The 24,068-nt window shown below is 61.7% G+C and carries 23 protein-coding genes; 13 read left to right on the top strand and 10 right to left on the bottom strand.

Translation table 11 applies throughout. The annotated features are described in order from the left end of the window. Nucleotides 1-118: 118 nt before the first annotated feature. The 3 genes from SGJ19_01600 (at nucleotide 119) to SGJ19_01590 (ending at nucleotide 2,345) form a co-directional block, all read left to right on the top strand. Complete coding sequence (locus tag SGJ19_01600; protein MDZ4778930.1) at nucleotides 119-1,630, top strand: YifB family Mg chelatase-like AAA ATPase; 1,512 nt, start codon at nucleotides 119-121, stop codon at nucleotides 1,628-1,630. 114 nt (nucleotides 1,631-1,744) lie between these two features. Further along, nucleotides 1,745-1,996: a hypothetical protein gene (locus SGJ19_01595; protein MDZ4778929.1), complete on the top strand. Its 252-nt coding sequence runs from the start codon at nucleotides 1,745-1,747 to the stop codon at nucleotides 1,994-1,996. Between the two features lie 10 nt (nucleotides 1,997-2,006). After that, a complete protein-coding gene (locus SGJ19_01590; protein MDZ4778928.1) occupies nucleotides 2,007-2,345 on the top strand; it encodes a helix-turn-helix transcriptional regulator in 339 nt (112 codons plus the stop codon). A gap of 156 nt (nucleotides 2,346-2,501) precedes the next feature. Here the strand turns inward: SGJ19_01590 and SGJ19_01585 are convergent, their stop codons facing one another. Further along, on the bottom strand, nucleotides 2,502-3,275 hold the full coding sequence (locus SGJ19_01585; protein MDZ4778927.1) for a nucleotide-binding protein: 774 nt from the start codon (nucleotides 3,273-3,275) through the stop codon (nucleotides 2,502-2,504). 104 nt (nucleotides 3,276-3,379) lie between these two features. Between SGJ19_01585 and SGJ19_01580 the strand changes: the two genes are divergently transcribed. Further along, on the top strand, nucleotides 3,380-3,739 hold the full coding sequence (locus SGJ19_01580; GenBank protein ID MDZ4778926.1) for a cupin domain-containing protein: 360 nt from the start codon (nucleotides 3,380-3,382) through the stop codon (nucleotides 3,737-3,739). Between the two features lie 459 nt (nucleotides 3,740-4,198). Continuing rightward, the gene (locus tag SGJ19_01575) at nucleotides 4,199-6,799 is read left to right on the top strand and encodes a hypothetical protein (GenBank protein ID MDZ4778925.1); all 2,601 of its coding nucleotides are present in this window, start codon (nucleotides 4,199-4,201) and stop codon (nucleotides 6,797-6,799) included. Nucleotides 6,800-6,806: 7 nt separating this feature from the next. Here the strand turns inward: SGJ19_01575 and SGJ19_01570 are convergent, their stop codons facing one another. The 3 genes from SGJ19_01570 to SGJ19_01560 all read right to left on the bottom strand — a co-directional run bounded on the left by SGJ19_01570 (nucleotide 6,807) and on the right by SGJ19_01560 (nucleotide 9,434). Beyond that, nucleotides 6,807-7,376 carry an HYExAFE family protein gene (locus SGJ19_01570; GenBank protein MDZ4778924.1) on the bottom strand — a complete coding sequence of 190 codons (570 nt, stop codon included), beginning with the start codon at nucleotides 7,374-7,376 and terminating at the stop codon, nucleotides 6,807-6,809. 161 nt (nucleotides 7,377-7,537) lie between these two features. Beyond that, a complete protein-coding gene (gene hisS / locus SGJ19_01565) occupies nucleotides 7,538-8,872 on the bottom strand; it encodes a histidine--tRNA ligase (protein ID MDZ4778923.1) in 1,335 nt (444 codons plus the stop codon). 118 nt (nucleotides 8,873-8,990) lie between these two features. Continuing rightward, a complete protein-coding gene (locus SGJ19_01560; GenBank protein ID MDZ4778922.1) occupies nucleotides 8,991-9,434 on the bottom strand; it encodes a YkgJ family cysteine cluster protein in 444 nt (147 codons plus the stop codon). Nucleotides 9,435-9,768: 334 nt separating this feature from the next. Between SGJ19_01560 and SGJ19_01555 the strand changes: the two genes are divergently transcribed. Then, a complete protein-coding gene (locus SGJ19_01555) occupies nucleotides 9,769-10,644 on the top strand; it encodes an HDOD domain-containing protein (protein ID MDZ4778921.1) in 876 nt (291 codons plus the stop codon). An 11-nt stretch (nucleotides 10,645-10,655) separates the two neighbouring features. Beyond that, complete coding sequence (locus tag SGJ19_01550) at nucleotides 10,656-12,482, top strand: ATP-binding protein (protein MDZ4778920.1); 1,827 nt, start codon at nucleotides 10,656-10,658, stop codon at nucleotides 12,480-12,482. Between the two features lie 198 nt (nucleotides 12,483-12,680). Here SGJ19_01550 and SGJ19_01545 read toward each other — a convergent pair whose 3' ends face one another. Further along, nucleotides 12,681-13,052 (bottom strand): hypothetical protein, encoded by a 372-nt coding sequence (locus SGJ19_01545; protein ID MDZ4778919.1) that lies wholly within the window; start codon nucleotides 13,050-13,052, stop codon nucleotides 12,681-12,683. Between the two features lie 461 nt (nucleotides 13,053-13,513). Between SGJ19_01545 and SGJ19_01540 the strand changes: the two genes are divergently transcribed. The 6 genes from SGJ19_01540 to SGJ19_01515 all read left to right on the top strand — a co-directional run bounded on the left by SGJ19_01540 (nucleotide 13,514) and on the right by SGJ19_01515 (nucleotide 18,408). Beyond that, complete coding sequence (locus SGJ19_01540) at nucleotides 13,514-14,542, top strand: dihydrodipicolinate synthase family protein (GenBank protein MDZ4778918.1); 1,029 nt, start codon at nucleotides 13,514-13,516, stop codon at nucleotides 14,540-14,542. Nucleotides 14,543-14,699: 157 nt separating this feature from the next. Next, nucleotides 14,700-15,422, top strand: coding sequence for a hypothetical protein (locus SGJ19_01535; GenBank protein ID MDZ4778917.1), 723 nt, complete (start codon nucleotides 14,700-14,702; stop codon nucleotides 15,420-15,422). A gap of 219 nt (nucleotides 15,423-15,641) precedes the next feature. Further along, entirely contained in the window at nucleotides 15,642-17,183 is a 1,542-nt protein-coding gene (locus SGJ19_01530) for a M48 family metalloprotease (GenBank protein ID MDZ4778916.1), read from the top strand. A gap of 103 nt (nucleotides 17,184-17,286) precedes the next feature. Further along, nucleotides 17,287-17,517 carry a DUF433 domain-containing protein gene (locus SGJ19_01525; protein MDZ4778915.1) on the top strand — a complete coding sequence of 77 codons (231 nt, stop codon included), beginning with the start codon at nucleotides 17,287-17,289 and terminating at the stop codon, nucleotides 17,515-17,517. Continuing rightward, nucleotides 17,514-17,882, top strand: coding sequence for a DUF5615 family PIN-like protein (locus SGJ19_01520; protein MDZ4778914.1), 369 nt, complete (start codon nucleotides 17,514-17,516; stop codon nucleotides 17,880-17,882). The genes SGJ19_01525 and SGJ19_01520 overlap by 4 nt, the downstream gene beginning before the upstream one ends. 22 nt (nucleotides 17,883-17,904) lie before the next feature. Next, nucleotides 17,905-18,408, top strand: coding sequence for a DinB family protein (locus tag SGJ19_01515; protein ID MDZ4778913.1), 504 nt, complete (start codon nucleotides 17,905-17,907; stop codon nucleotides 18,406-18,408). 100 nt (nucleotides 18,409-18,508) lie between these two features. On the opposite strand, the gene SGJ19_01510 is transcribed toward SGJ19_01515, so the two are convergent. The 5 genes from SGJ19_01510 to SGJ19_01490 all read right to left on the bottom strand — a co-directional run. Beyond that, a complete protein-coding gene (locus SGJ19_01510; GenBank protein MDZ4778912.1) occupies nucleotides 18,509-20,029 on the bottom strand; it encodes a fucose isomerase in 1,521 nt (506 codons plus the stop codon). A gap of 321 nt (nucleotides 20,030-20,350) precedes the next feature. Continuing rightward, nucleotides 20,351-21,613: a sulfate adenylyltransferase gene (locus tag SGJ19_01505; protein ID MDZ4778911.1), complete on the bottom strand. Its 1,263-nt coding sequence runs from the start codon at nucleotides 21,611-21,613 to the stop codon at nucleotides 20,351-20,353. A gap of 490 nt (nucleotides 21,614-22,103) precedes the next feature. Continuing rightward, a complete protein-coding gene (locus tag SGJ19_01500) occupies nucleotides 22,104-22,550 on the bottom strand; it encodes a PIN domain-containing protein (protein MDZ4778910.1) in 447 nt (148 codons plus the stop codon). After that, the gene (locus tag SGJ19_01495) at nucleotides 22,550-22,786 is read right to left on the bottom strand and encodes a hypothetical protein (GenBank protein ID MDZ4778909.1); all 237 of its coding nucleotides are present in this window, start codon (nucleotides 22,784-22,786) and stop codon (nucleotides 22,550-22,552) included. The genes SGJ19_01500 and SGJ19_01495 overlap by 1 nt, the downstream gene beginning before the upstream one ends. A 400-nt stretch (nucleotides 22,787-23,186) precedes the next feature. Next, a partial coding sequence (locus SGJ19_01490; protein MDZ4778908.1) for a PQQ-binding-like beta-propeller repeat protein occupies nucleotides 23,187-24,068 on the bottom strand: 882 nt, incomplete at its 5' end.

Here is a 24,068-nt window from a genome sequence, read left to right as displayed (position 1 = left end):
GTACCGCATGGCATCCGAGCCTCCAGGGTGCAATCGGAATTCCAATTCCGACCGCAAGTGTTTAACCTGAAGCAGACCGAATCGTCAACAGAGCCTAGCTACCCTGCGCACGTTTTCGTTGTTGGGGATCGACGCCCTGCCGGTCGAGGTTGAAGTTGACGTCTCGGACTCGGCCTTGCCGAAGACCGTGCTCGTCGGTTTGCCGGAGGCCGCGGTCAAGGAGAGCACGCACCGCGTCGAACGGGCGCTCGTGAATTCCGGCTATCAGCGACCGACCGGACGCATCGTGATTAACCTCGCCCCGGCCGAGTTGCCGAAGCAGGCCGCGTCTTTTGATTTGCCGATTACGTTAGGCATTCTCGCCGCCAGCGGGCAATTCTCATCGGAGATATTTTCGCGATACGCGGTAGTCGGGGAATTGGCGCTGGATGGTTCTACGCGTCCCGTGAAAGGGGCGCTGTCGATGGCGATCGCCGCGAAGCAATTGCCGGGACTGAAAGGTTTGATCGTGCCGCGCTCCAGCGCGCGCGAGGCGGCCGTCGTGGAAGGGCTCGACGTGATTCCGATCGGCTCGCTTTCCGAAGCGGTCGCCTACCTCGCCGGCGCCATTCAGCTAGAACCGGAACCGTCCGGCCTGGCGGAGATTTTTCAGGAACTGGGCCGCTACGACGCCGATTTCGCCGACGTGCGCGGGCAGGAAATGGCCAAGCGCGCGATCACCGTGGCAGCGGCCGGGGGGCACAACATCCTGATGCTCGGCCCGCCTGGCTCCGGCAAGACGATGCTCGCTAAGCGGATCCCCACGATCCTGCCCGATCTGGCCGCGCAGGAATCGATCGAAACTTCGCGCATCTATAGCGCGATGGGCTTACTGCCGCCGGGGCAGCCGCTGTTGGCGATCCGCCCGTTTCGCAGTCCGCATCATACGATCAGCGACGCGGGCCTGGTCGGCGGCGGTTCCGTGCCGGCGCCGGGCGAGATCAGTCTCTCGCACAACGGCGTGTTGTTTCTGGACGAGTTGCCGGAGTTCAATCGCCGCACGTTGGAAGTGCTTCGGCAGCCGCTCGAAGACGGCACGGTGACGATCAGCCGGGCGTTGAGCAGCACGACGTTCCCCGCGTTGTTCATGCTCGTGGCGGCGCTCAATCCCTGCCCCTGCGGATATCGCAGCGATCCGCGGCGGGAATGCCATTGCACACCGGTTCAGATCGAGCGCTACATGGCCAAGATCAGCGGCCCGCTGTTGGACCGCATCGACATCCACCTGGAAGTGCCGTCGGTCCCCTACAAGGAACTCTCCTCCACGACGCCCGGCACCAGCAGCGCGGCGATGCGCGAACAAGTCGCCGGCGCGCGCAAACGCCAGGAGCAACGATTCCATGGCAGCAAGACGCGCCAGAACGCCCGCATGACCCACCGCCAAAACCGCACGCACTGCGTCCTCGACGCGACGGGCCAAGACCTGTTGAAAGCCGCAGTCACCGAACTCGGCCTCTCCGCCCGCGCCCACGACAAAGTGCTCCGCGTAGCGCGCACGATCGCGGACCTGGACGCGAGTGACGAGATCCAGGCGCAACACGTTAGCGAGGCGATTAACTACCGGATGCTGGATCGGGCGCTTTGGAAATGAGCATGGGAATGCGTTGGCAAGCTAAACGCCGTCCATTTCTTCCGATGTATCGCGGCGGATTTGACAAATGTCCGGTTGTTGTATTATAATTCAACATCGAACAAGGACGATTGAGTGGCGTTTCGATTTGTGCTTTGGGATCTCGATGCTGATCCCCATGGCAATGTCCAACATTGTCTGCGGCATCACGTCAGCAAAGAGGAAGTTGAGTACGTATTGTCGAATCCCACTTATGAAACGATCAGTCGGTCGTCCGGATATCCGATTGTGTTTGGCGTCACCGCGGAAGGGCGTCAGATATTCGTCGTGTTCGAGCGGATCGACGACGACACGGTGTATCCGGTGACCGCGTTCGACGCAAATTGAGGGCGCAATCATGAAGCGAATCACACGAGACAGGCGGCTGGCTGGCGATGAGATTGCGAAGTATGACAAGATTCGCCAGCAAGTCGCCAGTGAAGTGCCTGAACTCATCGAGCGTCATCGAGAGCGGATGGCGACCTTGAACGACTTGCCGCGCCTGCTGGATGAGCTCAAAGCGGCGCGCGAATCGAAGGGTTTGAGTCTGCAGGATCTCACGGACCTGACAGGCATGGACCGATCCGCTCTTTCTAAGCTGGAATCGGGACAGCGCACCAATCCGACGGTGGAGACATTGATTCGGTACGCTGAGGCGGTCGGGAAACGACTGGTCGTGGGGTTGCGCGACGCGTGAACGATTGTCGATCGCGGCGATAATTCGACGCGGTTACCTTGGCAGCGAGTGAGAACGTCCAGGCGCAGCACATGAGCGAACCGATTAACTACCGGATGCTGGATCGGGCGCTTTGGAAGTAGGAGTTGGCATCCGACGCGCTAAATAATTCTTTGCTCATGAGAGGAATCCAAAAGCCCTCAGTTCTTTGCTGATCTGAGTAAACGCGTCTTGAATGCGTTCCTTTTGAAATGGAATCCACACCTTCTCCGAATAGTTTGACGCGAACTTAACGTCGGATTCCTTCAAATATACAATTCTCTCACCAACATTCGACGCAGCTTGCAACATACCAATCTCGTTCTCGACATTCGGACGTGCGCGTTGCTCACCTGAGGACGTTTCGTCCTCTGCCGTCGCCAATATAATTGCGCCCGTGCAAAGCCCCATGTAATGGCGGACTTTCTCGTTCACCGACATGTTCAGGTTTGGCATGTCAAGAACTGCAATGGGTGATAGCCCAATCGCATCAAGGAAGGCCTGCAATGCGCGAACATGCGTCAGCGTCGGCCCGCCATGTGACAGAAACAAGTAGGGGGTTGTGCGTACCGGAGGATCGATTGCCAACCGCTCAACACAATAGCGATACCCGACCAACTTCACGTGTGCATAACGAAGGCCGCTGTCAAACCATGCCAAGTGGGCTTTCTGTCGCTCAGCTTCATCTGCCAGTCCCTCTGCCGGCGGGGCGATAAAGTAAATCCCCTTGAATGATCGGAGTGCCTCGGATGTCGATCCAAAAATGGCTTCAATTGTCGACTCGCACGCATTGAGCCAGCACGCGAATTCTGCGTTCCAGGGCGATAGGTCATTCAAGAATTGTGCATGAAGGCGCTCGGCCTCGACGAGCAGTCCGTCAATTGCCGAAAGCATTTGCTGTTTCGTTAACATGTCGGGTTTCGCACATTTGCTGTGAAGGCATCGCATTGCGTCGGCCAATGTGTAATCTACATTCCGTCGTAGCAATCGCAATTCTACTTTCCCCTCAATCTCGCATGCACATCCAGAACCTCGCCCGCGTCTCCGCCTTCACCACCAAGGACGGGTCTGAGATCCGCGAGTTGCTGGCGCATCGCAATTCGTGTATTCGGAATCAGAGTCTCGCCGAAGCCCGTGTGGCGGTCGGCGGGGCGACGGCGCCGCACTATCATCCGCGGGCGGAGGAGATTTACTACATTCTCCGTGGCGCGGGCTCGCTGCGGGTCGACGAGGAAACCCGCGACGTCGGCGTGGGGGACGCGATTGCCATCCCGCCGGGCGCGGTCCACACGATCCGCAACATGGGCGACGAACCGCTCATCTTTCTTTGCTGCTGCGCCCCAGGCTATGAACACGAAGACACGGTGCTCGTTTAGGCGGCCGGCGAATTTTCACCACGGAGTCACGGAGGCACGGAGAGGAAGAGAGGATTTAACCGCGAAACACGCGAAACACACGAAAACTGAGGAAAGAAAAGAAGTAGCAACGAAACTCCACTCTCTCGTTCCGTGCCTTTCCGTGTTTTCCGTGGACCAAATTCTCATCCACCCTTTTTCGTGTGATTCGCGTGTTTCGCGGTTAAATCTTTCCCTTCCGTGCCTCCGTGACTCCGTGGTGCATCCGTACGCCTTTGCCAATCAGTAAGGATTAGCTAAGCGGAACACTTTCCGCAGCCGTGTTTCGCGGCAGAATCGCTGCGCTCTACGTGGTAGGCGATGCTTACTAGGCTTTTCCTGTCTCGCCAGTTTACGGCAACAGCCCGTCTTGCCGATTCTACGTACTGAGATTGTCCATCAGGGATGTTGAACTCGCAGGGAAGCCAGAGGGTAACGCCCGTGTTTGCTCGCCATCGCCAGCCGTCGGGGCCGATGTGGCCGTATATCGGCCTGTTGGGGTTGCTGTTCGCGCTCAGCGTCACCGCGCCGCGCGCTTGGGCGCCAAAGCCGCGCGTTGCCGCGCCGCGCCCGTTTGCGTCGGCCAAGCAGCGGCTCGCCGTGGCCGCGGCGAGCATTGCGCTACCGCGGGCCGAAACGGCGCCCGTGGCGAAGTCGGTCTTCATTCAGGCGGTGTTCGCGGGCGCGAAAAAGCGCTCGCTCGAGCCTGCCGGGACGGCGCCGGTGCGTATCGCCATGCTGCCGGCCGTGGCGCCGCTGGGCCTGCAAGACGACGCAGCGCCGGCGGTGACCGCCAACGGACTGTATGAGCCGCTGGCCCCGGGCGAGATCGACTTGCCGGTGGAACCCGTGCTGCTGGACGACGCCGCCTGGCAACTGGCGTTGGCAGACGAAGCCGACGACGACACGGCGCAGGACGAAGCCCCCGTGGAGCAGTTGGCGCTCGTCCCGAGCGTGTCGGTCGATGAGATCGATGTCGCGCCGATTGCCAACCAGCCGGTGATCGTTCCTGTGTCGAACGCTTGGCTGCAGCCGACCGCGCTGTTGGATCGCCTGAACGCCCTGGCCAGCGAGTGCGAATGCGGTCCCTGGGCGTTGAGCGCGGCCGAGGCGGTGGAAGCGTTCGCCAATGCGAATCCCCGCGACCTGGACGCCGCCGCGCCGGCGCTGGCCGCGGTTTGGCAGCGGCTGTTCGAAGGCGAAGCGCTGGCCGAGGAGCAGTCCCGCCCGGCGTTGGCCACGCAGTTGCGCCGCACGTGCGATGCCATGCGGCGGCGCCTTGCAGTGTGGGATGCCGCGCTGGCCCGGTTGGACGACGCTCAGCACGCACCGCAGTTGCCGAACGACGCCGCCGACCTCGGCCTGGCGCTCGGCGAAGTGGAAGCGACGTTGGCCGGCCGGGACGACGCCCAAGTCTGGCGCGAATACCTGCTGCTGGACGAACTACGGGCGATGAACGCGTCGCGAGCGTCGTTGGCGGATGATGCGCGGGAAGCGTTGGCGCGGGAAGTGTTGTCGCGGCTGGCGTCGCCGTCGCTCGATCTTTCGCAGCGCAAACTGGTCGGCGAGCGGCGTGTGCAACGTCTGGCCGGCGAACTGCGGGGCTGGTCGGAGGAGGACGAGTGTCAACTCGATCTGGCGCGGCGGCTCGAACGCTTCGAGGAAGACCTGTTGCCCAGCGATGCTCAACAGCTCGCAACCGCGGCGCGGCAGTTAGCCGCCTCGCGCGATCCGCGCGATCAGGAATTGTCGCGGCAATTGAACGAGCGGTTCCGCAACGCCAACGTGCGGCTGGAGTTCTCCGCTGAGTTGATCTCGCGGCTGCTGCCGGAGTCCGCCCCGCGCGAGCAAGCGGTCGAGGAAACGATCCTCGGCGTGCCGAATCGAGGCCACAGCCGGACGACGACGCGGCTCTTTTTTCGCACGGCGAACGAGCGCGGGCGATTGGGGCTCGAACTGTTCGCGGCCGGTGATGTTGATAGCTGGACCACTGCCGAAAGCGGACCAGCGCGGTTCCATAACGCAGGTCGGGCGCAGTTCTCGGCGCGGCGCCGGTTGCGGTTCGATCGCCGCGGATTGCATGCCGGCGAAGTGCTGGTCGAGGTCGACAGCCAAACCGATTTGCAAAGCGTGCGGACCGATTTCGATCGCCTGCCACTAATTGGCGGCGTGGTGCGCAAGATTGCCCGGCGACAATACGACGAGAAGCGCGGCGAGGCGCAGGTCGAAGCGGAGCGCCGGATCAAGGAGAAACTCGGCCGCGCGCTGATGGATGAAACCGAAACCGCCTTCGCCGCCGCCAACGTCCGCTGGCGCGAACGCGTGATCACGCCGCTCGATCGCCTGGGACTCGCGCCGCGGATTATCGAAGCCGGCTCGAGCGACAACCGCGCGCTGTTGCGAGTGCGCCTCGCGGCGGATTCGCAACTCGGCAGCCACACGCCACGTCCGCGCTTGCCGGGGGATGCGTTGCTTGGTCTTCAAGTGCATCAGACGGCGCTCAACAATCTGTTGGAAGGTCTCGACCTGAACGGCCGCACGTTCAGCCTGCCGGAACTCGGCGCGTGGCTGGCGGAGAAGATGAATCGCGACGACCTGCTGCCGAAGGCGTCGCTGCGCGACGACGTCTGGATTCATTTTGCCGAGCAAGACGCCGTCCACGCGCGGCTCGTCGACGGCCAGGTGGAATTGAATCTGCAGTTTGCCGAGCTGATCACCACGCACCGCAGTTGGCACAATTTTCAGGTGCGCGTGAAATATCGGCCCGAGACGAATTCACTGACGGCGGACCTGGAGCGCGAAGGCCCCGTCGAGCTGCTCGGCGAAAACGTCGGCGGCGTGGAGCTGGCGCTCCGCGGCATCTTGAATCGCATCTTTCCGGTCGAAGAACCTTGGCATCTGACGCCCGCGCAATTGGCCCAGAACCCGCGACTACAAGGCTTGCGCGTCACGCACTTTGTGATCGACGACGGCTGGCTGTCGGTGGCCGTGGGCGAGGATCAGGCCGCCGCGAAACAGCCGCGCGTGGACGTGCGCCGGTAACGCGGAGCTAGTCCCAAGCAGAGACGAGCGGACCATCGAGCGGCAGGACGTCCGTGAGCATCGGTGGCGGAGGCGTCAGCCATTGCGCCAGCGGGCGCGCGCACTGGCGAAAGCGCTGCGTCGGCAGCGACAGCGTTTGCCAGCGCGGCGAGATTTGCTTGGCGTCGCGCACGTAGTCGGCTAAGCGCACGCCGACGAAGGCGTAGAGCTCGCCGCGAAACTCGTACACCTGGTCGGCGGGCACGGGCGATTCGCGCCCGACGAGGTGATAGGCGAACACGAACAGTCCCGCCGCGCGCGGTCCGAACAACTGCTCCCAGCGGGCCATGCTATCGAGATCGTCGCGGGTCGACCAGTTTTTCCAGAACTGGCGTCCGCGGCCTGCGGGAAAGCGCCGTCCCTTGACGTCCACCAGCCACGAAGCGCCGCCCGGCGCGGTGACGACGAAGTCGAGATTTTTGACGGACACGTTTCCTAAGAGACTGCGGCGCTGTTCGTCAATCGCTAAGTACGGTATGCCGAGAAGTCGTAGATAGGCTTCCGTGGCGGCTTCGTAGTGATTGGTGCGGTTGGCCATAGGAGGAGCTTGGTTAGTAGTAAAGGGCTAAAGGAGTGCTTATGTCAGGCGGTTCGATGGGCTCAATAGCCCTACGAATTAGTTTCGCCGGTCGAATGCGGCGGGTCAAACATTCGTTGCGCTTCGATTGGCGTTCGGTTCATTACGCTTCAACTTTCACCTTACTGTGCCATCCCCAGCAACTCGGCTAAGCGCATGGTCAGGTCCGTTCTGGGCAGCGTGCTGCTGGCGCCGGCGCGCAAGTCCTTGACCTGAATCGTGCCGGCTTGCCATTCGTCGCCGCCGGCGATCAGGGCCAGGCGAAAACCGCGGCGATCGGCGTACTTGAGTTGCTTGCCCAGCGGCTTGGCGTCGGGATACACTTCCACGCCGAACCCGGCGCGGCGAATGTCGGCGGCCAACCGCAGATAGTCGTGCAGATGCGCGGCGTCGAACTGCGGAATGAAGATCGGCGCCGTGGTGGCGATTTTTTCCACCATGCCCAGTTCTTCCATCGCCGCCAGCAACCGATCGAGTCCCAGCGACGCGCCGATCCCCGGCAGCGGCTGGCTGGTAAACAATTCCGCCAGGTTGTCGTAGCGCCCGCCCGAACAGACGCTGCCGATGGTGGGCAGTTTTTCCAGGAACGTTTCGAAGATCGTGCCTGTGTAGTAGTCCAACCCTCGGGCGATCGAGACGTCGATGGCAATTCGCTCCGGCGCCACGCCAGCGGCCACGACGGCGGCCAGCAGATCGGCCAATTGCGCGACGCCCGCCTCGCCTTGCGGATTCCCGGCGACGAGCGGCCCGAGTTCGCGGAGGATGTCGGCATTCGTGCCTGTGAGCCCCGCCATCCGCAGAACGTCGTTCGCTTGCATCGTCGTCGCGCCGGCATGTTCGACCAACTCCGCCGCGACTTTTTCGGGGCCGATCTTGGCGAGTTTATCGAGCGCGCGGAGCACCGCCGTGGCGCGATCCGCCAGGCCGAGCTTGGCGAGCAAACCGTTCAGCACGAGCCGATTGTTGACGCGGATGGTCACGTCCGGCAATTCGAGCGCCACGAACAAGTCGTGAATTACCAGCGCCGTTTCGATGTCGGACGTCAGGCTCTCCGTGCCGATCGTGTCGAAATCGCACTGCATGAATTCGCGATAGCGGCCGCGCTGCGTGTTCTCGCCGCGCCAGACCGTGCCGATGTGGTAGCGCTTGAACGGCGTGCCGAGCGCTTGATAGTGCTGTGCCGCGAACCGCGCTAGCGGCACCGTGAGATCGAACCGCAAGCCGACCCAGCGTTCGCCGTGATCCTGAAACTTGTAGAGTTGCTTGTCCGTCTCGTCGCTCCCTTTGCCCGTCAGCACTTCCAGGTATTCGAGCGCCGGCGTGTCGATCGGGCTGAAGCCATAGGAGCGATACACGCGCCGCGCCGTATCGATCAACCGCTCGCGCGGAATCATCGCCTCGGGCAAGTAGTCGCGAAAACCTTTGAGCGTGCGGGGAGTAATGCGAGCGGCGGACAAGGAACAAGCTCCGAATGAAGCGCCGGTCGGCGCGAGTTTGAAGTTTTCAGTGTTCAGTTTTCAGTGAGGACGAGGCGACCTCCACTGAAAACTGAACACTGAAAACTTCAAACTCCTCCTACAAAATCGGCAACAATTCCGGGCGCGGGCTGCGGATCGAGCCGCCGTCGAGCGGCTTGAAGACGGCTTCGGTGTAATCCACGACCTGTTCCGGCGTTTCGAAGTAGCGGTCGTAGACGTAGGTGTCGTCGTACTCGCAGTTGTCCGTGGAATACTCGCGGCAGATCTCCGGGCGCGTCATATAGATCCCGCAGCGGTTGTCCGGCTGGAGGTGCTTGCATTGCGTGTGGACGAGCAGGTACCAGGTGTCGTCTTCGATGAAGACCGTGGCCTGGCCGTGCAGCAGGAACCAGCGGAGGTAGTCGAAATCCTTCCGTTCGGTCGGCGTCTCGATCGGCAGGGCAAAGTACTTGCAGCACTTGGCCGTGCAGTAGTCGCAGAGGCACGCCCCGGGGGGGAGGTCGTCGCGGTCGATTTTGTTCGGGCGCAGATTCGTGATCATGCCTGGACCGTGTTCTCGGGCGGGAGGAGCGGGCCGGCCTCGTGCCGGCTGCTGGTAGGCTACCAAATTCCCGTGTCTATCGGACAGTCGGCCGCGGCGCGGCCCGAATCGGCGCCACACCCCCTAGGTGGGTGAGGCCGTATCTGTCGAAAGGTCGCTACGCGCTGGCCTGCGGCGGGTTATGCCAGGGATTGAGCGTTTTCCGCACACGTCGCTCCGGAGGGGGTGACGTACAGTTTTGCTAGTAGTTCGCGATGCCCAGGGGCGAAAAACCTCTCGGCGGTCGTTCCATCTTAGGACCATTGCGCCTCCAGGGCCGCCGGGAGGAATCGTTATGCCTGCCCTTGAGATTTCTCCCGCCGAGGCCGAAGCTCGGCTGGCGCGCTTTGCGCGCACCGTGGATGAAATCTCCACCTTGCCGCACGTGGCGATGCGCGTGCTGGAAGTCGCCCAAGATCCCGACGCCAGCGTCTCGCAACTCAAGGGCGTGCTCGAACAGGACGTCTCGCTGACGGCCCGGGTGCTGCGCTGCGTCAACTCGTCGCTCTTTGGCCTGCGCGTCAAGGTGACGAATCTTCAAACCGCGGTCGCGTACCTGGGGTTCAACCAGGTCCGCAATCTGGCCGTGACCGCCAGCGTCGCCGAGATCTTTCGCGGCGGCGAACCGATCGGCACGTACCATCGCGAAGAATTATGGAAGCACCTGGTCTCGGTCGGCATCTGCGCGCGGATGATCGCCATGCGCCAGCGGCTGCAGATTTTCGAAGACGCCTTCCTCGCCGGACTGCTGCACGATATCGGCATTGTGCTGCTCGATCAGCACGCGCACACCGGGTTCTGCGAGGTGATTGCCGCGCTGAAATCGAACGTGCCGCTCGTGGAAGTCGAGAAGGCGATCCTGGGCTTCGACCACACGGAAGCGGGCGAACGGATCGCTGCGAGTTGGAAATTCCCCGAGGCGGCCCGCGACGCCATTCGCTATCACCATCGCGCCGGGGACTATCGCGGCGAACACGGCGCGATCGTGCGCTGCGTGGAACTGGCGAACGGCATTTGCACGCTGAAGGGCATCACCAGTGTCGGCGTCAAGCTGGCCAAGGTTTCGCCCACGACGCTGTCATCGCTCGGCATCAGCCGCGAAGACTTGCTGGTGCTGGCGAACGACCTGGACGCCGAGTTGAAACGCAGCGCCGAACTGTTTTCCATGTAGGAGCCGCCCGGATGTCGCAGGAACTGGACGGCTTCGAAGACTGGTTCGCCTGGGAACCTGCCACGTGCCCTTCGACAGGGCGGCTGGCGGACTTGCGCGTGTTGCTGTTGCCCCTCGGCGTCGATTGGCTGTACCTGGTCGACGCCGCAGGTCAGGTGCTGGTCGTTGAACCGATTGCACCTTGCCCTACAGGTCCCAGAGCGGACCAAATGGCCGGCGACGCCTGGAAAGAAATCGCCACCCGCCCGATCGCCGTCTGGCACCCGCTCGCGAATCGCTCTGGCGCCGCGTTTCGACTGCCCTTGCCGGGCCCGACGCTCAACCTGGTCGGTCTGGCGGCGAACGGCACGATTGCCATCGACCTCGCGCCGCACGTTTCGTTGCTCGTCGGCGTTGGCATTTGTTTGCGGGAACTCGATCGCGCCGGGCGCGAACAACGGTTGCTGGCGTCCCGCCTGCGACAAACCGCGGCGGAAAAAGACACCTTGCGCGAATCGCATCAACGGGCCACCGCGGAAGCGATCGAGGAACACGAAAATCGCTTGCGCGAACGGACGCAATACGCGCAATCGCTGGAAGCCGAGGTGGACCGTCGCTCGCGCGAACTGGTCGCCTCGCGCCGCAAAGCTGAGGAAGCCAACGTGGCGAAGAGCCAGTTCCTGGCCAACATGAGCCACGAAATCCGCACGCCGATGACGGCCATCCTCGGCTACACCGATATCTTGCTCGACGAGCTCAACGGCCAGGAGAGCGCGTTGCATTTGCTCTCCGTCATCAAGCGCAACGGCCATTATCTGCTGGATATTATCAACGACATCCTCGATCTCTCGAAAATCGAAGCCGGGCAGATGGCGGTCGAGCAAACCGATTGCTCGCCCGTGCAACTCCTGCGCGAGATCCACAGCCTGATGCTGGTCCGCGCCGAACAGAAACAGCTCGCGCTCCGTCTGGACCTCCGCGGTGCGCTGCCGGAGCAAATCGTCACGGATCCGCTGCGCTTGCGACAGATTCTCATCAACCTGATTGGTAACGCGATCAAGTTCACGCAACGCGGTTCAGTCACGCTGTCCGTCGCTTGCGAACGCGACGAACGGGGCGACTATCGCTTGCGGGCCGAAGTCCGCGATTCCGGCATCGGGATTTCCGCAGAGCAACTCGGGCGATTGTTCCAACCGTTCAGCCAGGCGGACGCCTCAACGACGCGCAACTTCGGCGGCACCGGACTGGGACTATCGATCAGCCGCCGACTGGCCGAGATGATGTCCGGCAAAATCGAGGTGGTCAGTCAGCCCGGCGCCGGCAGCACGTTCACACTGGAAATCCCTTGCGGGAAACTGCTGGGCATCGGCTGGATCGACCCGACGCTCACGGCGGCAATCGACACGCGCGCGCTCGCGCCGGAAGATTTCGACCGGCAGGAATTGTCCGGTTGCCGCCTCCTGATCGTCGAAGACGGGCCGGACAACCAACGCTTCTTCGCGCACGTGCTCCGTCAGGCCGGCGCCACGGTCGAAGTCGCCGAAAACGGACTGCTCGCGGTCCAGACGATCGCTGATCAGAACGCTTTCGACGTCATCCTCATGGACATGCAGATGCCGGAGATGGACGGCTACACCGCGGCCCGCGAGCTGCGCCGCCGCGGCGTCGCGACACCGATCATCGCGCTCACGGCCCACGCCATGTCCAACGACCGCCAAAAATGCCTCGACGCCGGCTGCGACGACTACGACAACAAACCGATTGAGCGCCGGCGGTTGATTGATAAGATCAGCGCCGCGTGGCGCCGCCGCGCAAACCTCGCGCCAGCGGCACAGGCCGATCCCGTCGCTCTTCGGTAGCCGAGGACTGTGACCTTGGCCGGAGAAGACGTCGCGCCAACGACAAGCGCCGAACCGCTCAAGCACGTCCTCTCCCCGGCCTCACAGAGGCCGGCTACAGAGGAAGTGAAGAAGAGTTTGCGCTGTCGCCGCGCAATAAAAAAGCCGCGGAGCATTGCTCCGCGGCTTCATTTGTTCTCATCGCTTATCTTCGGACTTCTACTCCATCGGGCTCGCCGAGGGCTGCGCCATGGTCGTGGAAGCCACGCCGGTCAGCGGGTCGAGCTTCACGTACCCGATCCCGCGAATGACTTCCAGGATTTCGCTGCAGGTGGGAAACATGCGGCCGCTTTTCCGTTTGTATTGGTCGAGCGCGTTCATGAACTCGACCTCCTCGTCGGAATAATCGCGTTCGCAGGTCGTGGGGTCGATTTGCCGTCGGCGGACGACTTTCTCGCGCCGCTCGACTTGCCGGCGCTCGACCGGCACGGGCTCGGCTTTCTTGCGTCGATCATCGCTGCTGTTGCGTCGTTCCTTCGACTTCCGTCGGTCCACCGTGACAAGCGCCTTGGATTTGCTTGCCTTCGCCACGAATTAACCTCTCGGGTCGATGCTGTTGTTGCCTGGCGGATGTGAGCGGCCCGGCGACCTGCTGCTGCGCACTGCGCGACCGGTCGGGAGCCTCACCGCTGTCGTATCGACTCCCTTCGGCGCGAAAGTTCAACGCCTAGGAAAGATGAACGGCTTTACCGATTTGCGCGGCCTGCGAAAAGCTTGCACGGCGGGCAAAGGCTGGCGTCGGCAACAATTCTGCCGATTGTCCCGTTCGCAACACGGGCGGCGCGGGATTACCATGGCGGGGACACGCACTGTGATTTATTAGCTGACCTCGGGTGCCACTGGCGGCTCGTCCGCCAGTGCGAGTCGACGCCGATAGCACTGGCGGACGAGCCGCCAGTGGCACCCAACGACGTGCTTTCACGCAGAGCCAAGAGCTACGATTGCGTGCTCGCCTCGAACGACCCTCCCCCACCGCCGAATTAACACACGCCATGCAAAGCCGCGCCCTGCTCCAAGGCATTTTTGTTCCCAACATCGTCCCGCTCGATCCGCGCGGCGACGTCAACGAGCCGGAACTGCGCCGGTATGTCGACTGGCTCATCGAGCGCGGCGTGCATGGGCTGTACCCCAACGGCTCGACGGGCGAGTTCACGCGTTTCACGCCGGAAGAGCGGCGGCGGATTATCGCCATCATCGCTGATCAGAATCGCGGTCGGGTGCCGATTCTGGCCGGCGCGGCCGAGGCCAACGTCAAGGAGACCCTCTCGGCCTGCGAGTATTACCACGGTCTCGGCGTGGACGCGGTGGCGATCGTCTCGCCGTACTACTACAAGCTCAGCCCGAGCGCGGTGTACGCGTACTTCAAGGAAATCGGCCGCAACACGCCGATCAACGTCACGCTGTACAACATTCCGATGTTCGCCTCGCCGATCGACGTGCCGACCGTACAGCGGTTGTCGGAAGAGTGCGAGAAGATCATCGCCATCAAGGATTCGTCCGGCGACCTACCGCACATGATCCGCATGATCCAGGCGGTGCGCCCGAATCGCCCGGAGTTCAGCTTCCTGACCGGCTGGGACGCCGCGCTGATGCCGATGTTGCTGATCGGCTGCGACGGCGGCACCAACGCCACGAGCGGCGTGGTACCGGAGTTAACGCGCAAGCTCTACGACCTGACGGTGGCGAGCAAACTGGATGACGCGCGGCGGTTGCAATATCGCCTCGTCACGCTGTTCGACGCAATGATCTACACCGCCGATTTTCCCGAGGGCTTTCGTCAGGCCGTCGGCCTGCGCGGCTTCCAAACCGGCGCCGGCCGCCAGCCGCTTTCGGCGGAGCAGAAGATCTCCCTCGACCACGTGCGCAACACGCTGCAATGCTTACTGGCCGAGGAAGGCTTTACCAACCAACCGCTGACCGGCTGCCCCGCCACGGCGCCAGGTCAAATCGAGCGCAGCGAGATCGACAAGGTCGTGCGCAGCGTCGTGGATGAGCTGAAGCGCCGCGGCGTTGGCATCTAGATGTCGTCCACACTAGCCCGTAGCGCCAGCGAGGGAGAGTTGAATGTTCTCGAATCATCGCTATCTCAGCGGACGGCTGCTACACTGATACCGGCGGGGCGATCGCTCCGTCGTTCACTTCAGTGTGATTCATCACCGACGACGCGAGGTTCCTACGATGCGCGCGCGATTTCACCTTTTGGCGATTGGCTCTCTGTTCCTTTCTTGCGGCGCCGCGGCGGCCGACGACCTAATCCCCGTCGGCAGCGAGTGGCGTTGGCTGCATCCCACGGACGGCGTCGACCCTGGCAAGGAAGACAAGGAATTCCACAGGACCTGGTACACGCTCGAATTCGACGACGCCCAGTGGAAGACCGGTAAAGACAAGGAAGGCCCGCACGGCGGCTTTGGTTATGGTGAGGAGGACTTCGAAGGCGTCGACATCGGCGCGCCGCCCGCGGACGATCCCGCCGATGAGAAGAACGGCGTCAAACGCCGTACGGCGTATTTTCGTCACGCGTTTGAATCGAAGGACGAAGTCGCCAGTCTCGTACTCAAACTGCAGCGCGACGATGGGATCGTCATCTACCTCGATGGTAAAGAAATCGCCCGGGACAACGTCGGCCTGAACGACGACTCGTATGAATTGATGGCGCACACCACGACGGCCGGCGAGGAAGAAACGAAAGTCCGCGAATACAAACTCAAAGGCCCGCTCAAGCCTGGGAAACATATCCTCGCCATCTCGCTGCACAACCGCGCCGGCGGCAGCTCGGACATGCGGATCGCGGAGATTTCGCTGGCGGAGGGGAAGCCGGCGGAAGCGGCGGTGGAGGTGAAGGCGGCTGGGGCGGCGTCAAGCGATGAGAAAAACGAGAAGGTTGATGCGGAGAAAAAGTAGTTGCCCCGCGCCATGAACTATTGTCGACGCTCGCCAGCCGTCAGAAACTGTGCCGCGAAATGTTTGCCATGACATTTCGCGGCAGCCATAATCGTGGTTTTGAGTTCTCGCTGGGGCCAATCGATGTTAGCTGCTGTACAGTGTCCGAAGTGCAAGAAGACGTATCGCGTTAGTCCGGAGTTGGCCGGCAAGCGGGTGAAATGTCGCGGTTGCGACGGTATGATAGCAATTCCTAACGCGGGGACGCAGGTGACTGCCGAGGCGCCGCCGGTCAAGGCCGCCGCAAAGCCGCAACCACCACCAACGCCTGTGGACTTAAACCGCGGCGCGAACAAGCCCGCGCGCGCCAAGCCTCCGACGTCCGCCTTCCCGAAGCCGCCAATGGTCCCGCCACCTCCGCCGAGCACGATCGGTGCGGATATCGCGCGCGGGTTCTCCGGGCCAATCCAGCCGGTGCGCGCTTCGATGGCGTACCGCATGGCACAAGCCGTGGTAGCGGTGGTGATGCTGATCTTGCCGTTGGCCTACGTGGGCATCATTTGCGGCGTCTGCTGGCTGTACTACCTGCATGCCACGCATAGTCATGTCATCTTTACGCACGTTCACGGGCGGGCGTCGCTCATTGCCTTGTTGATCTACGCCGGACCGTTGATCGCCGGGGCGATTCAGATTCTGTTTATGCTGAAGCCGCTGTTCGCTTCGCCGGCGGATGACGTCCACTCACGCGCCATCACGCCGCAAGGGGAGCCGCATGTCTTCGCCTTGGTCGCGCAAATCGCCAACGCGGTCGGTGCGCCGTTGCCAAAGCGGATCGAGGTAGTCTGCGATATGAACGCGGCGGCCGCGTTTCAACGCGGACTCTGGAGCATGTTTCTCGGCAACGATTTGAAGTTGTTGATTGGCATCCCGCTGGTATCCGGCCTGACGTTGCAGCAATTCGCCGGAGTATTGGCGCACGAATTGGGGCACTTCAGCCAAGGCGGCGGGATGCGGCTGAGCTATGTAATTCGTCGCATTAACGGTTGGTTTGCGCGGGTCGTCTATAGCAGCGACTCGTGGGACGAATGGCTCTCCCACAGCATGGAAGGCATGGACTTTCGCATCGCCTGGATCTTCGGCCTGGCGAAAGTGGCGATTTACCTGACGAGGGGCGTTCTTTGGTGCTTGATGATTCTGGGCCTGGCGGTCAGCGGCGTGCTGATGCGTCAGATGGAATATAATGCGGACCTGTTCGAAACGCGGCTGGTGGGGAGTGAGACGTTTGCCGCGACGACGAAAAGGTTCTTCCAATTGTCGGTCGGCTGGCAAGCAACCGAGCACGACGCCGTGCAGTTCTTTCGCCAAGGGAAGCTCGCCGACAATTTTTCCAAGTTGGTTCTGTTCAATGTCAATGCGTTGACGCCCGACGTGCGGCGCCAGATGCGTGAAGTGTTCGAAACGGAACAGACAGGAATCTTCGATTCCCATCCGGTTAACCGTGACCGCATCGCCGCTTCAGCCCGCGAAAACGCGCCCGGAGTATTTCGCTCGGATCGCCCTGCGTCGGACCTATTTGTTTACTACGACTCGCTCTGCAAGAACGTCACCTGGGACTACTATCAAGGCGTGCTCGGACCCAGCGTCAAGCCGAACTCGCTGACTTCGACCGACGAGCTGCTCCGATTCGTGCAGACGCCATCCACCACGGGAATGCCAGTCACGCCATCGGCGAAGCCGACACTGCCGGACGATCCGGACGCGCCGATTCCGTTAGCGGATTAGGCGGCTGGGATACAGAACTGCACTCCTTTGTTGTCCGACGCCGCGGTAAAATGAATTGAGATCGAGGCGAGGACCGGGAAACTCCAGTTCAACGGGCAGCGAAATGAAACTTGATCGAATCACGATTGACCCGGCCGTGGTCAACGGGCAGCCATGCATCCGAGGCACTCGATTGACCGTCCGTCGAGTGCTCGAAGCACTCGCGCTTTACCCAGATCGCGAGGAGCTGAAACGGGAGTATCCTGGCCTTGCCGACGAAGATATCGCCCAGGCGCTTGCGTACGCAGCCGCGAATTTGGATGATCGGACGGTCGATCTGCGAGCCACTGCATGAGATTTCTGTTGGATCAAGGACTACCCTGGTCCGCGGCAACGCTGCTAACCGAACGATGGATTCCGACGCAACATGTGACGGATCTCGGTTGGGCGGCGGCTGCTGACGAAGCGATTCTCCAATTCGCTGCCGAGAACGACTTCGTCGTAGTGACGCTTGATGCGGACTTTCATACCTTGCTCGCTGGTTCCGGGGCTGCTCGTCCAAGCGTCATTCGAATTCGACAGGAAGGCCTGCGCGGCCCGCAAGTCGCGGACCTGCTTGCACGCGTTATTGAACAGGTGCGGATCGATCTTGAACGCGGCGCGGCAGTGACTGTCAGGCCAGGTAGAGTTGGCGTTCGCGCTTTACCAATTCTCCCTTGATCTCAGGAATAGGACACCACGTATGACGCAACTCGAACACGCCCTCCAAATCATTCAAACCTGTCGCGCCTACACGCTGAAGGTAGTCGAAAGCATCGCCCCGGGCGATTGGTTCCGGCAACCGGCGGAAGGAATCACGCACATCGCCTGGCAAGTGGGCCATATCGCCGCCGCTCAGTACTACCTCGGCCTCGTGCGCATTCGTGGCGAGCGGCCGGAAGATGCGCGGCTCATCACGCCGGCGCAGTTGCAAATGTGGGGCAAGGGCTCGACGCCCGATCCTGATCCCGCGAAAAACCCTTCGGCCGAGGAGACGCTGGCCATCTTTCACCGTGTGTACGAGCAAATGCTCAGCGAAATCCGCGGGCTGACCGATGCCCAACTCGACGAGACGATTCTCAAGCCGCACCGCCTCTTCACGAAGAAGTACGACTCGCTCCTCTGGGTCGCCCACCACGAGTTCATTCACGTGGGGCAGATTGGGCTGCTGCGACGGTTGTTCGGCGCGGCGCCGTTGTTTGGATGAAGTTTGAAGTTTTCAGTGTTCAGTTTTCAGTGGGAAGAATTCGCCAAGGTGGCGTCCTACTTCGCCTACTCCACCTACTAAATACTCCACCTACTTCCTCTCACATTCCCGACGCCAGCACGCGCACCTTGAACCCCAGCGCCTGCGAGAGCGCCACCATTTCGCCGAAGATGTTGCCGTAGGCGACGGCGACGTGGTTGCTTTGGTAGTGGGCCATCACGGTTTCCATCTGGCAACCCAGGTCGGCGGCCATGAACGGCCATTGGCGCGTCGTGCCTTCCCACCAGGCGTCACGCACCTTCGGCGGGAGCTTCACCACTTCGCCGCGGCCGATGTCCATCCACAGTTCGCCGTTTTTCACATACGCGCGGGCCCAGGTCATCTCGCCGGGCAGGCTTTCACCGGCGAAGGTGCCGCCGGGAATGGGGAAATACCCGGCCGGTTGGCGATAGCTGTGCGTCCCCTTGAGCGTCTCGCTGTCGTGATTGAAGGCGTACGCGCCGCACGAACCGGAGTTCAGCAACACCCAGAGGAAGCGGCCCTTGTGCCGCGCGCCCCAGCGGACGTCGTGGAACATCACGCCGGGGTGGAGGCCCCGGCGCTTGAGAATGCGCTTCATCAACTCCATCGGGATCAGGTTCCCCTGGTCCGCTTCGGTACTGGTGATGATCACGTCGCCGTTTCCTTCCGGGCGACACGTGCTGTTCAGCAGCCCTTCCGAAAAGTCACTAGGCGGCAGCAATGGCAGCAAGCCGAGTTGATACTGCCAGCCGACGCAATCCGCGCCGAACTCATCGACCAGGTCGAGCACGGTGAGATACATTCGCAACTGCTCACGGGTCGATTCGGAAGTGAAGTCCTGCGCGCCCTCTGCGCCCCAGTGGAATTTCACGCCCTTCTCGACCACGAACTTGAACGCGTCGTCGATCCGCCGCTCGGCGATGAACCGGCCGCGATTGATGAGCCAGGCCTGATCGACCTTGTGTTCGGTGAACCCGATCTTGGACAGCAGCCGGCTGCCGAAGTAGCCGTTGATCATGCCCATCGAAGTATCGCCCAGCATCAGCGCCATCACGCGCTTCGCCCGTAGCTCGCGAAGCACTTCGCCCGCCACGGCGGCCGCTTCGGCCGTGATCGGCGCGTTGTAGTGCAATTCGCTTTCGTCGTAACGAATCGCGCCGGACGAGCACCATTCGTCGAGCCGGGACATGAACCCGCGGTCCTTGGTCCAATCCGCCGCATCGGTCCAGACGCGCGAATGCCGGCGATCGACCATCTCCAGGCAGGAACTGGTGTTCAACAGCGCCACCAACCCCGGCCAGGTGCCGGAGAAATTCGACGCCAAGAGCAGCGGCGAATCCTTGCCGACGACGCCGTCCACGGTGTGCGGGCCGTAGGTCCAGTGGCAGAAGACGCCGATCGCCGGATCGTCGACCGGGCCGAGCTTCTCGATCGCCTCATTCGGCTTCCGCAGAAACCCGCGCACCTGGTATGGCTTCCGCCCGAGCTTCTTGAGCGCGCGGACCAACTGCTCGGTCGTCTCCTTGACCTGCGGCAACGCCCACTTGTTCGGCTCCTCGCGGTAATCGCCGGGCCAGAAGATCACGACGGGTTTGCTCATAGATGTCGTCTGCGTGAGGGCGCGTGTTATGGTTTTTCACCACGGAGAACACGGAGAGCACGGAGGCAAATGCAGTTTTGAACCGCAGAGGCGCTGAGACGCGGAGGGGGAGGAGAGTTGAGGAGTGTGTGCTGCATTGTGAAACGCCCGCGGCGATTCGCAATCAACTCAACACTTGTGTGGTTCCTAATACTCAACCGCCCGGACTGTTCTCTCTCTCTCTCTCTCTCTCTGCGTCTCAGCGCCTTCGCGGTTCAAAAAGCATTCGCCCTCCCTCCGTGCTCTCCGTGTCCTCCGTGGTGAATCACGGAATTCGACGTGTTACTTCATGCCCGCCATGGCTTCGACCAGGATTCGCGACGTGCTTTCGCGCATGATGCGTGGGTCGACCGGTTGGCCGTCGATGAGCGTCTGACGGACCTGCTTGCCGGAGATGAAGACCGGCTTTTCGTCCTTGTGCAGTTCCATCAGATCGACGCGGCCGGCCGAGTCGTAGTAGGCGGCGAAACCGACTTTGACCGGCTGGATCTTCAAGTCCCCCTTGAGGTTCTCGAAGATTTCCTGGGCGTCGAAGTCGCCCCAGATCGCGGCGCCGTCGTGATACGGGGCGTCGGCGTGCTTGCGGCCGATGACGATGTCGGTGAAACCGAAGTTCTGCCGGTAGATGCCGTGCATGATCGCTTCCTTCGGGCCGCCGTAGAACATCTTGATGTCCAGGCCCAACAGGATCACGCGATCGGGGACCGACTCGTTGCGCGGCTTCCACAACGAAGCGTCGCTATCGCCTTCGCCGAGCCCGCGGGTGTCGATCAACGCTTCGTAGGTCTTCATCCGCACTTCGGCGTTGACGTCGTCCCCCTTGGTCTCGCCGACCAACGGGTTTAAGCACGCACCGGCGTTGTGTCCTTGCTTGAGCAATTGCTCCAAGCCGTAGACGAGCGCGTACTCGTGCGCGCGATGCAACGGGTTACGGGTCTGGAACGCCACGACGCGGTTCCAACCCTTCTCGGCCAGCAGCTTACGCACGTCGCGCGGCGAGAGCACATACTTGCCGAACTTGGCGTTCTTCGGCTGCGGCAGGACTTTGATCGTGCCGCCGATGAGATGCGACTTGTCGGCGTCGCCTTTCAGGACCATGTCGGCGCCGGGGTGATCGGTCCGCTCGGTCAGGTAGACGCTCTTGATGTAGCGCGGCTTGTCCCAGGCGAAGACGTCGGTCAGGTCGACCGTGGCGACCACGTCGCCCGCGGTGTTGGTCAAAGCGACTTTCTGACCAGCCTTGAGCGTCTTGGCCAGCGCCTCGGTCACGGGCAGCGAGAGCGGGATCGTCCAGGCGTAGAGCTTGCCGTTGTGCTCGATGACCGATTCGTCCAGCACCCGATTGTAGGTGGCGGAATCCATCGGCCCGGTGAGCGGGCTCAAGCCGCCGTCGCCGAAGCGGTAGACGGTCGAGAGGTCGGCGTCGGAAACCGGCACCTTGGCGAGCCCGGCGGCTTCCTGCTTGAAGGCCTCGATTTCAGCCGCGGGAACGGTGCAACAAACCGGCTCGGACAGCCCGCCATGCGGGGGGATCAAATCAGCCATAAGTCGAATCGCCTTGACCAGATGTCTTGCTGGGAAAATGTGTCAAAGCGAGTGAGTATAGGGGACAGGGCGGGGAGTCTCAACGGCTCAGCGGACGGGTTCAGCGAGAGTCGGGATCGCGGGGAGACCATATCGGCAGGCCGCAGTTTGCGCATGTTCGCTGCGAAGCATGCGTGAAACCATCCATAAAAAAGGCGTGACGACATCGAGGGCATTGAAAGCGTTTCTTCGAAGTCGCGAACAGTCCAAGCAACATTGCAAAGACACAACATCCAACGAGTAACGCAATCATCGTTGCTGCCTGGCCTGGACGTTTCCCCAGCCAAGCATTGGCTAGCGCGGTGCCAAGAATCGTTAGACTGATTGCAATGTTCCAGTAAGAGTATGATCGATAGCGCTGCCACGCTCGCAGATACTCCTTGTCAGCTTCGACGCTTGAAGGAGACCGATAGGGATTCTCATCTACCATGTGACGAACGTCCCGAGCGAATCATTGGCTCACCAGTTTTGCAGGTGGCACTACCACTATCGAGTCGAAACGGCGAAAGTCGCGCTCGTTGAAAGTAAGCAACTGGGTGACACCGTTGGCGGTCATTACCGCTACCAGCCGCGCGTCGTGTACTTTGACGCCGGTTATGACAAGCTCGTCCACGAATTGCTTCCAAAGTCGATACGAATCGTCAGATTCTGTAAGTATCGTGGCATACTTCTCAATCGATTGAAGCCGCCTTCGCGCGGTTTCAGTCGACTGGCCAAATCCATTGACGTCCATCGGGCGCGTCATCACATTCCAGAATTCGGCGATATTCTGCATCGCGACGAAGATCTGCTCGCCACGCTGAAAGATCACGCGAAGTGATCGCAAGATGTCGTCCCTCTCGGGAGCGTCACGGTCGTACAACCGAAGTAGGACGCCGGTATCGAGCAGCCACCCCATCAGTCGTGGTCCTGATAAATCACGTCGCGCGGGTAGGTGCCGCGAAAGGGAGAGCCGCTGGCGCTCGATGCTTCTTCAATGTCAGAAATAATTTCGTCGACCGCCGGACGATTCGAGTGGTCCGGGCGATTCAGCGTCGCGATATCGCGGAGATACTGTTCCAGGGTTAGCCCCTGCGCTGACGCCAGCGAGGCGAGGGATGCGGCCACTGAATCGTCCAACTGAATATTGACCATGCGGCAATTATAGCGTGCTCATCGGAACTAAGCCATTCGTGTGCGTTTTTCGTACAGGGTCGCGGGTACACAGGGGACACGCACTTCGCTCGCATCTTCCACGCCCTCTCTCCCTCGCTGGCGCTTCGGGATGGTATTGCGCCAACAAAAAAAAAGCCGTCCTCGCGCTCAAGGCGAGAGGACGGCTCCGGTGCGCTCGGTGGGGGGCTCGTGGGGGGGAAATCGCAAGATGTGAACGAGACACCGTCCCACCGATGGAGCAAACTTTAGTCGGGACGTGTGTCGGGAGAATCAGGGAATTGTCAGAGTTTGAAGATAAGTTGGAAGTTTTCAGTGTTCCGTTTTCAGTGAGACGCTGTTGCGCTGGACCGAAGCAATTAGCGCCTGAGTCGCGACACCGTCACGGTCTCGTGACATCGTAACAGAACAGTACGTCCTGATCGCGAATGTAAAGCTTGCCATTGGCGATGACCGGATGCGCCCAGGCCGGCGATTCACTCCGATCGGGTTGCTCAAAGCGTCCGCGCTCGAGGTATTCTTCGCGGCTGGGTTCGATCAACAACAACGTGCCGTCTTCCGCGCGGTAGTAGATACGGCCGTCGGCAAATGCGATGGCGCCTTTCGGAGCGCGACGTTTGCTGCGCTCATCCCAGAGGATGTCGCCCGTCTTGAAATCCAGGCAGATCAAGGCGCCCCCTTCGTTGCCGCCGTTCGCGCCATACAAGGCGCCATCAATGATGATCATGCCACCGTGATGATTCTGCATGCGCTTGGAGAAAAACACTTCCGCCGGCACGATGGTCCCATCCGCGTTCTTGGTGAGCTTTGCCAGCCCGCCGCCAGCGCCATACGCCGACGAGGCGAAGACCATGCCATCGTGGAACAAAGGCGTCGAGCAGTTAATCGCCATGCCATTGGCGGGAGCGTCATAGCGCCAAAGAAACGCGCCGTCCTCGGCCGCGACGCCAATCAGCGCCTTCGCCGCCAACTGCACGTATTGTCGCTGGCCATCGAACTCGATCGGAATCACGGACGCATAGCCCGCGCCGGAACTGGGGCCGAAGTTGCGACGGCGACGCCCAGGGTTCTCCGGCGGAGGAGCGGCTACCGCTTCCCCTTCCGGCACCTTGCACTGCCAGAGCGTCTCGCCCGTGAGCTTGTTGAGCGCCACAACGGTTGCCTCGGGCCCGCCTGGCGTGCAGATCAACCGATCTCCGTCAATCAGCGGAGATTCCCGGTAGCTCCACATTGGGACGACGCCGCCGAACTCATCCGTCAGGCT

This window comes from Planctomycetia bacterium (assembly GCA_034440135.1).
Classification (GTDB): domain Bacteria; phylum Planctomycetota; class Planctomycetia; order Pirellulales; family JALHLM01; genus JALHLM01.
Note: the sequence above shows the minus strand (reverse complement) of the source record. Positions and strands in the feature narration are given on the sequence as shown.

Bases quoted from the DNA above. Each gene is read 5' to 3' on its own strand.
- SGJ19_01590 (MDZ4778928.1), top strand. From the start codon at position 2,007: ATGAAGCGAATCACACGAGACAGGCGGCTGGCTGGCGATGAGATTGCG.
- SGJ19_01585 (MDZ4778927.1), bottom strand. From the start codon at position 3,275: ATGTTAACGAAACAGCAAATGCTTTCGGCAATTGACGGACTGCTCGTC.
- SGJ19_01580 (MDZ4778926.1), top strand. From the start codon at position 3,380: ATGCACATCCAGAACCTCGCCCGCGTCTCCGCCTTCACCACCAAGGAC.
- SGJ19_01570 (MDZ4778924.1), bottom strand. From the start codon at position 7,376: ATGGCCAACCGCACCAATCACTACGAAGCCGCCACGGAAGCCTATCTA.
- SGJ19_01560 (MDZ4778922.1), bottom strand. From the start codon at position 9,434: ATGATCACGAATCTGCGCCCGAACAAAATCGACCGCGACGACCTCCCC.
- SGJ19_01555 (MDZ4778921.1), top strand. From the start codon at position 9,769: ATGCCTGCCCTTGAGATTTCTCCCGCCGAGGCCGAAGCTCGGCTGGCG.
- SGJ19_01550 (MDZ4778920.1), top strand. From the start codon at position 10,656: ATGTCGCAGGAACTGGACGGCTTCGAAGACTGGTTCGCCTGGGAACCT.
- SGJ19_01540 (MDZ4778918.1), top strand. From the start codon at position 13,514: ATGCAAAGCCGCGCCCTGCTCCAAGGCATTTTTGTTCCCAACATCGTC.
- SGJ19_01535 (MDZ4778917.1), top strand. From the start codon at position 14,700: ATGCGCGCGCGATTTCACCTTTTGGCGATTGGCTCTCTGTTCCTTTCT.
- SGJ19_01530 (MDZ4778916.1), top strand. From the start codon at position 15,642: ATGATAGCAATTCCTAACGCGGGGACGCAGGTGACTGCCGAGGCGCCG.
- SGJ19_01525 (MDZ4778915.1), top strand. From the start codon at position 17,287: ATGAAACTTGATCGAATCACGATTGACCCGGCCGTGGTCAACGGGCAG.
- SGJ19_01520 (MDZ4778914.1), top strand. From the start codon at position 17,514: ATGAGATTTCTGTTGGATCAAGGACTACCCTGGTCCGCGGCAACGCTG.
- SGJ19_01515 (MDZ4778913.1), top strand. From the start codon at position 17,905: ATGACGCAACTCGAACACGCCCTCCAAATCATTCAAACCTGTCGCGCC.
- SGJ19_01510 (MDZ4778912.1), bottom strand. From the start codon at position 20,029: ATGAGCAAACCCGTCGTGATCTTCTGGCCCGGCGATTACCGCGAGGAG.
- SGJ19_01505 (MDZ4778911.1), bottom strand. From the start codon at position 21,613: ATGGCTGATTTGATCCCCCCGCATGGCGGGCTGTCCGAGCCGGTTTGT.
- SGJ19_01500 (MDZ4778910.1), bottom strand. From the start codon at position 22,550: ATGGGGTGGCTGCTCGATACCGGCGTCCTACTTCGGTTGTACGACCGT.
- SGJ19_01495 (MDZ4778909.1), bottom strand. From the start codon at position 22,786: ATGGTCAATATTCAGTTGGACGATTCAGTGGCCGCATCCCTCGCCTCG.